Origin of the sequence: Geofilum sp. OHC36d9, assembly GCF_052400685.1 — a bacterium.
Classification (GTDB): Bacteria; Bacteroidota; Bacteroidia; order Bacteroidales; family Marinilabiliaceae; genus CAZHHH01.
The window spans coordinates 66,251-80,044 of record NZ_JBQTGJ010000010.1 but is presented as its reverse complement, the minus strand read 5'-3'; the positions used below and the strand labels follow the sequence as shown (position 1 = coordinate 80,044).

The 13,794-nt window shown below is 41.0% G+C and carries 11 protein-coding genes; 6 read left to right on the top strand and 5 right to left on the bottom strand.

Annotated features, from left to right (window positions below; all coding sequences use genetic code 11):
• Positions 1-59 precede the first annotated feature (59 nt).
• The 5 genes from ACT3CD_RS11340 (at position 60) to ACT3CD_RS11320 (ending at position 4,396) form a co-directional block, all read left to right on the top strand.
• Positions 60-437 carry a hypothetical protein gene (locus ACT3CD_RS11340; protein WP_444645744.1) on the top strand — a complete coding sequence of 126 codons (378 nt, stop codon included), beginning with the start codon at positions 60-62 and terminating at the stop codon, positions 435-437.
• A 461-nt stretch (positions 438-898) separates the two neighbouring features.
• The gene (locus ACT3CD_RS11335; protein WP_444645743.1) at positions 899-1,312 is read left to right on the top strand and encodes a threonyl-tRNA synthetase editing domain-containing protein; all 414 of its coding nucleotides are present in this window, start codon (positions 899-901) and stop codon (positions 1,310-1,312) included.
• A 281-nt stretch (positions 1,313-1,593) separates the two neighbouring features.
• Entirely contained in the window at positions 1,594-2,364 is a 771-nt protein-coding gene (locus ACT3CD_RS11330) for a lipopolysaccharide kinase InaA family protein (RefSeq protein WP_444645742.1), read from the top strand.
• 36 nt (positions 2,365-2,400) lie between these two features.
• Positions 2,401-3,375 (top strand): N-acetylmuramoyl-L-alanine amidase family protein, encoded by a 975-nt coding sequence (locus ACT3CD_RS11325; protein ID WP_444645741.1) that lies wholly within the window; start codon positions 2,401-2,403, stop codon positions 3,373-3,375.
• 124 nt (positions 3,376-3,499) lie between these two features.
• Entirely contained in the window at positions 3,500-4,396 is an 897-nt protein-coding gene (locus ACT3CD_RS11320) for a nucleotidyltransferase family protein (RefSeq protein WP_444645740.1), read from the top strand.
• 76 nt (positions 4,397-4,472) lie between these two features.
• Here the strand turns inward: ACT3CD_RS11320 and nth are convergent, their stop codons facing one another.
• The 4 genes from nth to ACT3CD_RS11300 all read right to left on the bottom strand — a co-directional run bounded on the left by nth (position 4,473) and on the right by ACT3CD_RS11300 (position 7,676).
• Entirely contained in the window at positions 4,473-5,117 is a 645-nt protein-coding gene (nth, locus tag ACT3CD_RS11315) for an endonuclease III (protein WP_444645739.1), read from the bottom strand.
• 61 nt (positions 5,118-5,178) lie between these two features.
• Positions 5,179-6,000, bottom strand: coding sequence for a zinc transporter ZupT (gene zupT, locus ACT3CD_RS11310; protein ID WP_444645738.1), 822 nt, complete (start codon positions 5,998-6,000; stop codon positions 5,179-5,181).
• Positions 6,001-6,360: 360 nt separating this feature from the next.
• Positions 6,361-6,945 carry a hypothetical protein gene (locus ACT3CD_RS11305; RefSeq protein WP_444645737.1) on the bottom strand — a complete coding sequence of 195 codons (585 nt, stop codon included), beginning with the start codon at positions 6,943-6,945 and terminating at the stop codon, positions 6,361-6,363.
• Positions 6,945-7,676, bottom strand: coding sequence for a hypothetical protein (locus ACT3CD_RS11300; protein ID WP_444645736.1), 732 nt, complete (start codon positions 7,674-7,676; stop codon positions 6,945-6,947). The genes ACT3CD_RS11305 and ACT3CD_RS11300 overlap by 1 nt, the downstream gene beginning before the upstream one ends.
• A gap of 347 nt (positions 7,677-8,023) precedes the next feature.
• Here ACT3CD_RS11300 and ACT3CD_RS11295 point away from each other — a divergent pair, with 347 nt between their 5' ends.
• Positions 8,024-9,175 (top strand): alkaline phosphatase, encoded by a 1,152-nt coding sequence (locus ACT3CD_RS11295; RefSeq protein WP_444645735.1) that lies wholly within the window; start codon positions 8,024-8,026, stop codon positions 9,173-9,175.
• 114 nt (positions 9,176-9,289) lie between these two features.
• Here the strand turns inward: ACT3CD_RS11295 and ACT3CD_RS11290 are convergent, their stop codons facing one another.
• Positions 9,290-13,780, bottom strand: coding sequence for a rhamnogalacturonan lyase family protein (locus ACT3CD_RS11290; protein ID WP_444645734.1), 4,491 nt, complete (start codon positions 13,778-13,780; stop codon positions 9,290-9,292).
• Positions 13,781-13,794 lie beyond the last annotated feature (14 nt).

Here is a 13,794-nt window from a genome sequence, read left to right as displayed (position 1 = left end):
ATAAAAAATGGTTTGTACTATCAAATTTCACTGAACACCAATAAAAACAATTGATTATAATGAAACGACTGTTTTATTCGGTACTAATAGCAATTTCGCTACTTCTATACAATACATGCGAAAAAAAATACGCAAGGAAGGATAAAATTTATCTGTTTATTCCCGATGCCGGGATAAATCAAGCAAACATTATCGGAATCCCCGGTTCAGTGACCCAATTGCAGCAAGGCACAACCAATGACTATTGGATTGACATTACTGAAATACAAAAATCACCTGACCTCCACCTACCCACTTTAACGCAACACCGGGCCTTCCTTCTAAGCAATTTCATACCAATGACAGGCGGTAATGCGCAGTTATATTTCATTCCGGACACTACCTGGAATGATGCCGATATTACTCCACCCCTATTCGCTATAACTACTTATAAATAGCACTTGCAAAAAAAAACTTCTGAGTTATACTTGGCCTAAAAACGCATACCCGCCATAACAGACTATCAATATACCAGTTACAGCACACCCATTAAACATTCTTTTGTCCAACCATCGGTCATTACTTGGTCCTACAATTTAGCGCTTACAAACGCCTTTCCAGATCACCCATCGCTTAAACTAACAAATCAAATTCAAAGCCTGCAAAATCAAAAAAAAAATGCAAAGGCACTGTTATAAATGGCCATTTCCGGGACGAGCATACCGAAAAAAAATGATATTTTCTTGCTGACACTAATTGAATTTTGTTTACTTTATTTCGCTGAAAACGAAATGCAACGGATTAAGGATAACATATAAAAAAACGCCACAAGAAACAGCCATAGACAAAAGGATTCACGCAAAGAATGATGATTCACCCGGCGAATTTCATGTGACATTAACAAACAAATTATCAACACATGAAAGTACTAAGTTTTTATGTCACCAACTTCAACTTTTCACTGGGAGACCAAAACATTGAGCAGCCATCGGCCGACAGTGCATCAGGGCACTTTTCAGACTGTATTGTGGCCTTTATACATGTTGAAGAAAACGACGAAACCTTTGAGGTAAAAAGTCGTGAGAAAAAGCTGAGTAATCACCTAAAATGGGTGGCCCGCAAAAACAACACCAACAAAGTGGTACTGCATTCCTTTGCTCATCTGGCAGCCACAAAAGCTTCGGCTGAATTCACCAAACAACTTCTTGACGAATGCGAACAACGACTAAAAAACGGCCAATATGAAACAGCTCAAACCCCATTTGGCTATTTTCTTAATCTGAATATGGAAGCCCCCGGCTTCTCCATGGCCAGAATATGGGCTGAACTTTAAAAACGGTTCGCACAATTCTAAATCACTGATTAGAGCCTGCCTGTAAAGGCCATCTTAAATGGGGCGTTTACACCAGTAAACTCACATTTCCCCAGCTTCGCAAGCCTTGTATCTGAACGCTAGATTTCAAACACTTAGTTTATGAACAGGCTCTAATTTTATACTCATCAGCGCATAAGTCACTTCACCAGTCAAAACTTCCAATTGGGTAAAAATTACAGCAAAGCACGAAGTATGCGGATTAATTTTGGGAGGTAAAACCACAATTAAAACCCACAAATATGCTTCGTTATAACATACATCCCGACTTTATTGACCTGAAAAACTATATTACCGATATCGGCAATACATTTCAAAAAGAGGGTAAAACCATCTACCACATACGTAACGAAATAAAGATCATTGATCATAAAGAGTTAAAGCTATGTGTCAAATCATTTGGCTCCCCAAACCTCTTTAACCAACTTATGTATGCCTATTTCAGGAAAAGCAAGGCCCACCGGAGCTTCGACAACGCTATAAAATTAAACAGTCTACACATAAACACACCACAACCTGTAGCATGGATAGAATACCGGGATAAAAAAGGGTTGATAAAACAAAGCTACTATCTCTCGTTATACCAGCCTCACAATTTCACCATGACAACAGCGTTCAGATTAAACGGAGCACAACAAAATGAGCTAATTCGCCAATTTGCAATATATGTTTACGAGAAATTACATAAAAACGGGGTTTTGCATAAAGATTTAAATGTTGGAAATATTTTGGTTATACAGACCAGCCAAAACTACTCTTTCTCATTGGTCGATATTAACCGCATGACGTTTAAACGCCGAATCACGCCACGACAAGGTCTGTCAAACCTTCGCCGCATGGGTGGCAATGCAATTGAGATGTCGATGCTGGCCAGCTATTACTCTGAAGCATGCCAGCAAAACCCCATATTGGGCACCGTCCGGCTCGGGATCTACAAATACCGATCTCAGATTTTTCGACGCACCCGAAAAAAAATATTCGCCCCTTTAAAAAAAAGGCTGGCCAAAGGGTAAAAGAATCTGCTATTTTTGCAGAAACCTTTACATCGAATGCACACTCTTTTCAAAACAATCATATTTCTGCTGGCATCAATTGCAGCAACAGCCCAGCCACCAACTGAAATCATCAGCATAGCGCCACAGACCGGCGACGGCATCTGGTCATTTCTTAGCCGGCAAGGGCTTGCTCCCAATGAATACATGGAACAATTTAAGAATCTGAACCAGGGTAAATTCGCTCCCGACGGCGGATTATATATGCACCACCAATACCTGGTTCCGGTGATAGCCAAAGAATGGGATGAACCATTGTTTGGGCCCGACCATCAAAAAATTACCTTAACCGATAATGCCATGAAAAATGCGGTTTTCTATCTTATTAGCGGTCACGGCGGTTACGACCCGGGAGCCATTGGGAAATATGGCGAGAAGGACCTTTATGAAGATGAATACGCGTATGATATCACCCTGCGACTGGCCAAAAACCTGATGGAACACGAAGCAACAGTTCACATAATAGTGCAGGACAACGATGGCATCCGTGACAGGTCCTACCTGACACCCGATCAGGACGAAACCGTAATGGGCCAACCCATCCCGCTCGATCAGCTGGAACGACTCAAACAAAGAGCCGACCTCATCAATGATCTTCATAAAAAAGAAAAAGCACCCTACCAACGTTGCATTGAAATACATCTTGACAGTCGCAGCAAAAACAAACAGATGGATGTGTTTTTCTACTACCATCAAAACAGTCAAAAAGGAGAAGCTATGGCGGAGACGCTTCGTACCCTATTCCAACAAAATTACAATAAATATCAGCCGGGCCGAGGATTCAACGGAACAGTGACACACCGGAATCTTTATATGCTACGCAAAACCAATCCGCCAGCCGTGTTTATTGAACTGGGAAATATTCGTAACTTTCGGGATCAGCAACGCTTTATTCTCGAAGACAACAGGCAGGCGCTGGCTAATTGGCTAACAGCTGGCATTGTTGAAGATTATAAAAAGAACAACGACTAAATGATCTAAGTTAATATGAAACGACCCTGATAAAGAAATTAGCTTCGCTGATCTTTGATTCTCACATAGGGGGATCATTCTTTTCATGGGAGTTCCATCTGGCAACTAAAAACAAATTATAATCATGAAACCAACTCTTTTAATATTAGCCGCAGGAATGGGCAGCCGCTACGGCGGCCTCAAACAAATGGACGAACTGGGACCCGACGGCGAATCAATCATCGACTATTCGGTATTTGATGCCATACGGGCCGGTTTTGGAAAGGTGGTCTTTGTAATCCGTCAGGATTTTGCACAGGCTTTCAAAGCGCGTTTTGAACCCCGCTTAAAGGGACGCATTGAAACAGAATATGTCTATCAGGGTCTTAACGATCTGCCAGAGGGCTTTGCCGTTCCCGAGGGACGCGAAAAACCATGGGGAACCGGTCATGCCATGTTAATGGCCAAAGAGGCTATTCACACCCCATTCGCCATTATCAATGCCGACGACTTTTACGGCAAAGACTCATTCCGCCAGGCCATCGAATTTATTGCCGGCAGCCAAAAAGACAATGAATATGCCATGATTGGCTATGCCCTCATGAACACCCTGTCGGAACACGGCACCGTGTCGCGCGGCGTCTGTCAGGCCGATGCCAGCAACCACCTGACAAATATTGTGGAGCGCACCAAAATAGGCAAAGAAAACGGCAAGATATTTTATTACGAAGAAAATAAACAGACAGAACTAACCGGCCACGAACCCGTGTCCATGAACTTCTGGATTTTTAAACCCCGTTTTTTTGAGCATCTGGAAGAAGGTTTCAAACAATTCCTGCAAGAGAAGGGTCATGAGATGAAATCGGAGTTCTACTTCAACAAACAAGCCGATAATATGATCAAATCGGGGGATGCAACGGTTAAAATTATTAACACCCCGGCGCAATGGTTTGGCGTGACGTATCAGGCTGATAAACCAATGGTCAAAAAGGCATTGACAACACTTCATGGGAACGGGGAATATCCGGCAAAACTTTGGTGATTATAAGCCAGGGCATTTTCTATTCAAAGTCTGTCTGTAAAAGCTCCCCCGGCTTTATGGACAGACAAATAATCATTTATACTTTAACTTCAGACTGATAAAATTTACACCACGTCTGAAGCCCGCATTTATCGCACTTTGGTTTACGTGCCACACAAACATACCGGCCATGCAAAATGAGCCAGTGGTGGGCAATGGCCAGCAACTTTTCAGGGATATGTGCAACCAATTGTTTTTCGGCGTCGAGGGGTGTTTTGGCATTGGTTGTGAGCCCCAAACGCGCTGAAACACGAAACACATGCGTATCAACGGCCAAAGCCGGTTTATCAAATATCACAGACGCAATAACATTGGCCGTTTTGCGCCCCACACCGGGTAATTTCTGAAGTTCATCTACATCTGAAGGAATAACCCCCTTAAACTCGCTCGTAAGTTTCTGGGCCATGCCTACCAAATTTTTACTTTTATTATTGGGGTAGCTACACGAACGAATGTATTCAAAGACCTCAGACACTTCTGAGCGTGCCAACACCTCGGCCGTGGGATATCGCTCAAAAAAAGATGGCGTAATCTGATTCACACGCTTGTCGGTACATTGGGCCGACAAAATAACAGCCACAAGTAATTCATAGGAATTATTGTAATGCAACTCCGTTTCGGCCACCGGCATATTGGTCTGAAACCAACTGATAATATTTTCGAATCGTTCTTTCTTAGTCATATACAACAATCAATGTGGACAACCTACAAGCAACCAGATATTTTATCTTCAGCCCCATCCGTTAAATAAACAGTAACAAACTAACAGCCATCACCGCCATACCGGCTAACATGCCATAGATAGAGAGATGTGCCTCGCCATACTCCCGGGCAGCAGGCAACAATTCATCCAGACTAATAAACACCATGATGCCGGCTACTGAGGCAAAGACAATACCAAATACCAACGGCCCCATAATGGTTCGCAACAACAGAAACCCGACCAAAGCCCCAACAGGTTCGGCCAGTCCTGACAAAAAACTCAACGTGAAAGCCTTTTTTTTGTCGCCGGTGGCATAATACACCGGTACCGAAACCGCAATCCCTTCCGGGATATTATGAATAGCAATAGCCACCGCAATGGCAATCCCCAAATTGGGATCGGCCATGGCTGCCGTAAAAGTGGCCAGACCTTCCGGAAAATTATGAATTGCAATAGCAAGTCCTGTTAGCACCCCCATTCGCATCAAACGATGATCCTTTGTCGATTTGGCACGTTGCTGTTCCGTCATATTTTCCACCAGGTTTATTTCATGCGGATTTTCCACATTAGGAATCAACCGGTCAATAATGGCAATCAACAACATCCCGCCAAAAAATGAAGCCACAGTCAGCCACATACCCGACCTCTCCCCCAGCTCCAAAATCAATGATTCTTTGGCTTTGGAAAAGATCTCCACAAAAGACACATAAATCATAACACCGGCTGAAAATCCCAACGAAACCGACAAAAACTTAGTATTGGTTCGTTTGGCAAAAAAAGCCATACCACTGCCAATACCTGTTGATAAACCGGCAAATAAAGTCAAACCAAAAGCCATTAACACATTACTATCCCATCCCATATAGAACCATTAAATTATGTTTACCAAAAACAATAGTTAGATTTCAACTTTTTATAATTTGTTTTAGTTGTCAGATGAAACTCACCAGAATTAATCAGACTCCTGTGTGTAAAGCAATTTCCATGGCTTGTATCACCTAACAATCAATCCTTCCAAAAGACTCACTGACAAATCACATTCGACATTTTTAAGATAAATCATTCAACAATAGCTTAGCTATCTATATACATAACGATTGTCTCAAAATTACACACAACCAAGACATATGCCATAGTCAAAAACGTACAAATTCATCATTCATTTGCATTCTAATCTACCGAGCCACTTCATATTAATACTCTATTACTTTCTAAATCTAGATCAAAAAGTATTGTATCTAATCCCCAACGACAATTGAAAGACCCCTGCTTTTTTTTCTATTGTCCGATACTTCATTGGTACAATATAGCCGGCAGATAGAATTAATCCTGCTAAATCTAATCCTATCTCGGGTCTGAATCCAAAAGAATAACTTTTTTCAGCACCATTTAATATGTTATTGTGATCATCTTTTATCTCTGGTGTTGAGAACTGCGTGACCCCGGTCGAGAGGGAGACATAAGGCGTTATTTTACTGCTAAATATTTGATAATTCAACTTTACACCATACAAATTCAACCCATAAATTCCAATATCTACTCCCGATGTCGTTGTTTGTCCAAACAAAACAGATCCATTATAAGTTAATCCAAAACCGAATTTCGATTGAAATCGTTCCATGTAGTACATAGCATCTAAATCCAGTCCTATTCCACCTGAGGATAAACTTTCTCCATTTAAGTCAAAAACATTCCCTTTGGGAATTGCATATCCAATCTGTCCACCAAGCTTTAATGACTGAGAATATAAATTAAGTGGTGCCATGAGTAGCACCACTATAATTGTTCTTAGAACCTTTACTCCCATTATTTACAATTTTGGTTGTAATCTTCTATTGCCTGTAAGCGGACCTCTTCTCGAAAAACAGAATTGTTGACTAATTTATTAAACCCTGAACTTTCTTCTTTTGATCCTACAATCTTATACTCCCCTTTTGATTGTTTTTCCAATACCATTGGACAATCCGACAATTCCTTTTCTATATTTAAATCATTAACTAATTTTAATTTTCCATCTTTTCCAATTCGATACACAAATAATATATTAGCGCATTCAAGATAATACGGTTCAAAACCTTCAGATCCGGATACAACAGCAGGAGGTGTGTTGAAATAATGGTATAGTGATATTTTGTCTTCGGATACTTTTCTCATAAACATTTTCTTTGGCAACATATTCATGCCTACGGCTGACATGTCAGCATATTTAACCGACTCGTAAACTAAAGTATCATATCTATATCCATCACAATCCTTCGCTCCATATTTTTCATAAAACTTATTCTTTATCTTTTCATTTTTTTCAAATACATCCTTAGGAATAAATTTTATACCTGACTGAAACTGCCATGGCGCTGGAAACCATTCCTCATTAGTGTAAGCCATGCCAGTCATTTTTATATATCCTTCAATTTCTCCTCCATTCTTATATATGACCCCGGATACAACGCCCTCATCCTTCATTTTTTCTTCTATCTGACAAAACACTGAAGTTGAAATACTTAAAATAAAAAACAAGTTAATAAGTAATTTTTTCATAATTCTAATTTTTAGTTCTACAATTTGTTTATATAATACATCTATTTATAATTCTGATATTTAATTATTCTGATATTTAATTATTCTGATATAACATCTATTTCAATCAACACAGATTTCAAATCAAAAATAGTAAAGTTTTAAAAAAAATAATGCAATATTCAAAGGCAAAAAAAACTATTTCTATAGAAAAACAACAAATTCTATAAACGCTACTCTTAAATTTTCAATAAACGGTTCATATACCCCTCCTTAACCAAAATATAACAAAACCTTTACTTCATAATATTGTTGTTTTATGGAAATAACCCCACATTTGTTTCTTGAATTATTTAATTTTAAACAAGATGAAACATATACTATTAGCTGTCGGCCTGACACTAACCTGGGCCACCAACAGTGTTGCTCAGGAAGACTATAAAGTCAAAAACCTGGATACTCACTATGAAAATTCCGACTTCTATGAGGTTGTGAAACTCCCTGAGAAAGTCAAATTTGCCAAACAACCTAAAAACATCATCCTTCTAATTGGAGATGGCATGGGCGTGGCTCAGATTTTCTCAGCTGTAACAGCCAACCGGGGTTATTTAAACATCACACAAATGCCTTATATTGGGTTCAGTCAAACGCAAAGTGCCGACCATTATATTACTGATTCGGCTGCTGGCGGGACGGCCCTCGCTGCCGGACAAAGAACATATAACGGAGGCATAGGCGTAAACACCGATACGGTGCCAGTTCCCAGCATTCTGGAAATAGGTGAGAAAAATGGACTGGCCACCGGTTTGGTTTCAACTTCAGCCATCACACATGCTACCCCAGCCTCATTTATAGCACATCAACCGTCCAGAAATATGTATGAAGCAATAGCCACCGACTTTTTGAAAACTGATATTGACGTATTTATTGGCGGCGGCTACAAATTTTTTGCAGAACGAACCGACGACAACCGGAATCTTGTTGGAGAGCTACAAAACAAAGGTTATAAAGTTGTCAAATCAATTGAAGAAGCAGACGCTATCACCAGCGGTCGTTTGGCTGTTTTAACGGCCGAGGCCCATAACAAAAGCTATCCGGAACGGGGGGAGCTACTTCCGGAAGCCACCACCAAAGCAATTGAAGTACTAAGTAACAACAGCAAAAAGGGATTTTTCCTGATGGTTGAAGGCTCCATGATTGACTGGGGCGGTCATGCCAACAACACCTCATACGTCATTAAAGAGACACTTGATTTTGATCGTGCAGTAGGCCTGGCACTGGAATTTGCCGCAACTAATAAAGAAACACTGGTTATTGTGACAGCTGACCACGAAACGGGTGGTATGACAATAGAAGGTGGCAACATTGAAAAAGGGGAAGTAACAGCAGACTTCACCTCAGATGGACACACAGCTGTTATGGTTCCTGTTTTTGCATATGGTGCCGGAGCCGACAACTTTAAAGGCGTATACAAAAACACCGAGATATTTGAAAAAATGAAAGCCGCCTTCGGCTTTTAACAAACAGGATCTAAGATATTAAATGTAGCAAAAGCTGCATTTAATATCTTAGATCCTAAACACTTTAATAAAAAAACAAATACAACAACACAGATAAACCCCCCAATCATTTCATCACATTTTAGAAAATTTACGAACTTCCACATCTCCATCCATAAAAACTTTTACCAAATAAATACCTTTACTTAAATGTGATGCATCAACTGTAATCATATCTGTTGAAAAATATCTCCTGCTAAAAATGATCGTACCTGTAATATCGAGCAATTGAACATCAACAATCTCAGATAATCCTGACAAATTAACATTCAACACATCTCCAACCGGATTTGGATATAGTTTAAATTCTTTAGTGGACACCGGAGTTAAAGCGGTTGACACATCAGAGACTTTTAGTGTTCCTAAAGTATAAAGGTCCGAGAGATCCCAAAACAACCCTTCAGCCGGGACTTCAGGCGAAATTGATTCAAAACTGCCTGAAATATTATCACTATCAATAATCTTAAAACTTTGTCCGGCACTATATGTCCCACCGGTTAGAGTAACAACCAAATCACCGGCAGCCGTAAACCCGCCCTGAGCTATAGTCTGGCTTACCGACATAAACAATCCATTCACCTGAGTATAATAAGCCGAACCGGTTTTCATCACAACATTCCCAGTAACAGTAAGCTTTGAGCTGGAGTTATAATAACCGCCATATAACTTACCGCCCGACTCAACATATAAAGCCCCTTCAATCCGACCTGTTCCACCAATACCACCAGCTTCGCGCACGGTAACTCCACCTGTACCTGTGGCACTACCGGAACTATTCTTCACCAATAAAAGGCCATCGGTTACCAAAGTGTATCCTGAATAATTATTTGAAGAAGTAAGAGTAAACGCACCATTCCCCACCTTCGTGAGGCTCCCGGCCGCAATAGAACCGTCAAATTCGCAATCAACCCCCTTTGCACCTATCTGATAATTTAATGCCCCTGCTAACGTGCCTGAACCAGTCAAAGCACCCAAAATCAAACTACTACCTGAAACGTTATAAGCAGCAATAGAAGCATCAATATTAACAGAAGCATTGGGTAATCCTTTACTATTATTAAAGCGAAGATCAGCCGAGCCCGAAGAAGTTGAATTAAACTTCACCGTACCTGAAAAAGCACTCCAGTCACCATTCAGATCGGACCGTACATATGGAATATTCACATTCAATGTACCACTTCCGGTAAGTGCACCTGTGTAGCTGCCGCGAGAATCAAGATTTAGTGTTCCGGACTTCCCTTCCGGCATATGAATCGACCAACTCATGGTATTACTACTATACGAATCATCCATACAATTAAATGTTCCCCCTTCAATAATTAGCTTAGAACCGGGTGACGCAACATCGCCAAAAAGAGAAATACTACCTTCCTTAAGCACCGTCACTTTGTGCGATTTAATCCCTTCAAGAATCAACCGACCGGTACCGGTTTTAACCAAAGTATCACCCACTGTAGCCCCTTCAAGCATTAATTGCGAAGACGACCCTGCCACCTCTATAAATGCATTTTTCTCACCAATAGTCAAGCCTCTGTCGGTATTTACCATATTGCCTGAATAACGCAACGTGCCCCCATTAATCACCAAATTATCTGGATCCTTAGAGGCAGCTCCAATACTACTAGGCTTCCCCCCATAATTAAAAAAAGAGACATTAAGCACCCCATCGTTAATAACTGTAGGTCCGGCAAACTGATGATATTTTCCTAAAGAAAGAGTTCCAGAGCCATTTACCGTAAGCCCTCCTTCTCCGTATAAAATCCCATCCCCTGATAAATCATAAGACTCAGACGATTCAAAAAAAATCTGTCCTACCGGCAAAACTCCTTCCAGAGTAACAGACTTATTACCATTATCGGTAAACGAAATAGTGTCGCCTGCCGAAAAGACCTCACTCAATCCATCATTCAACCAGTTGTCAGAAGTCAATAAATCCCAGGTATTACTGGAGCTACCATCCCAAACCAATTTCACGGCAGGTCTGGGTTTCTCAACCTGCAACAAAACCACGCCATCTTCAACTTTTAATACACAAGAATAACCAACAACACCATCGACACTAACAGATGAAATATCACCGGTAATGTTTCCAGAAATAGTCATCAAGGGATAATCACCTTGAGCCAGCTCTCCTTCCAACTTATTAATCACAAAACGACAATTTGCAGACAAAATCTGAAAATCACCATCAACAATTAACTTATCATTGTTATCAGCAATATCAGCCGATAAATCGAACTCAACTTTAGCATTATCATTAATCGAAAGCACATTTCCTATGCTTAAAACGCCGGCTTGACCTGCATCGCCCGGGTTAAGGACTGCTGCCCCGTCAAGAGATAATCCCGACTGCAAAGAACCTGATCCTGCGACCATACCATACGAATCCACAAAAACTTTTGAATCAGACAATATCCCATCTACTTTCAATTCACCACCTGAGACTTCAGTCCTTCCAGTATAATCATTCGCTTGCATTAAAATTAACTTCCCTGCCCCTGATTTGATCAATTTCATATCACCGGTCAATTTTCCGGTTCCCGAAAAAACATAATCTATTGGGGAATTAACATTAACCATTGAAGGCGAAACGTCACCAATAATATCTATGTCAGACATATTATTTCCCGACAAAGAAAACAAGACCCCTTTTCCATCAGTAAATACCGACGATAATCCATCATTCGCTAACCAATTCTCCCCAATTCCTGACTGCCATGTATAATCATGGTTTCCTTTCCACACCAAATCAGATTGTACAACAGGCATTTGGGGTGGTGTAATCATCCCATCACCCAAATAAAATCCAACGTGAGGCGGCTGGTTATAACCAACATTTTGCCAGGCAACAGCCAAACGATAGACAGGATCGTGCATCAAAGTATGAAACCTATAATTGGTAACATAAGGTGTTGTATAAATACGCAATTTTGAATTATCGCTGGTTCGATAAATAACTTCTTCTCTCCAGTCGCCTAATAAATCAGCCTGTAAGGCTGGTGTAGATTTGGTCCCATTGTTAGAATAACAACCAGAGGCCGAGAGAAGAGTCCCCCCATTATATTTAGAAATGGTCGTTCCATCGAGTAATTCACGCAATAAATCACCATCCCACCAAATAAGAAAATTCATGGCAGGCGCGGAGTTACTAATCTTTTCCCCCATAACATTATATGTGCCCATCCCGGCGGCCCAAAACTCAGATCCGGGATATTCAGCCGAAATATCGCCAGCTACGCCGCGGCCGATGTCGCCCAAAGCCTTTTTTTGCCAGATGATAGCTCCGGTATTCGCATCCCTGTATGAAATTCCTTTGCCACTATGCTCATGCGGCATAAAAATCTCTAATCCTGGTCGGGACGGGTCATGATCTGTTACATGAAGTGCATCACCATGACCTAACCCGGTAGAATGAAGGCCAGTACCATCATCGTCAATAGCACATGAACCAAATATAATCTCATCCTTCCCATCACTATCAACATCAGCTACCGCCAAATTATGGTTTCCCTGACCGTAATAAGCACTATTACCAGACTCATCACTATCAAAAACCCAACGTTGGCTCAAATCAGAGCCATCCCAATCCCAGGCTGCCAAAACCGTTCGCGTATAATAACCACGAGTCATCACAATGCTGGGACGCTCGCCGTCAAGATAAGCAACCGCTGCTAAAAACCGATCAACACGATTGCCATAGCTATCGCCCCAATCACTAACAGTTCCTCTTGGTGGAATATAGAAAACAGTAGCCTTTTCAGCCCCTGTTTCACCATCAAACACGGTAAGATACTCCGGACCCGAAAGAATATAACCGGACGAATTGCGATAATCAGCGGCATCATTGTCTGTGGCTGCTGGTCCTGTGCTAAGATAATTACCTGTTCCATCCTTTGTTCCCGGCGCCGTTCTGCAAACCAATTCCGCTTTTCCATCGCCATCAAAGTCATATACCAAAAATTGTGTATAATGAGCGCCTGCACGGATATTTATCCCAAGATCAATTCGCCAAAGATGACTACCATCCAATTTATAACCTTCAATATATACATTTCCGGTGTAGCCACTCTGGCTATTATCTTTAGAATTTGAGGGATCCCATTTCAACACAATATCATAAACACCATCGCCATCCAAGTCGCCAGTGCTCGCATCATTGGGGCTATAAGTATAACTATCACCAGTGAGGGTAGTCCCTCCTTCAGGCATCTGAAGTTGAATATCCATATAATTTGAATCCCAAACAGAAGTACTTTCAGAGGCGTCCCCTTCCACGCCATCAACAACGGTCTTAACCGTATAAATGCCATTTTCAGGAGTTACATCCACAAAATTAGTAGAGGTAATAAGCGGTGAACTATTTAACAATACTTCATCCCGGTAAACATTAAAAGCAACATCATCAGGATCTGTGGCTAACCAACGCCAACTTACCAGCACGTTGTCGCCATTTCGTGTAGCGATTAAGCCCCGATTCAACACTTCTATTTGACGTTGAGCCAGAACAGTTGCTGACAGAGCGACAAATAACACCAACAAAAATCCATTACGTAAAAAATGCTTCATAAGAATTCTATTAA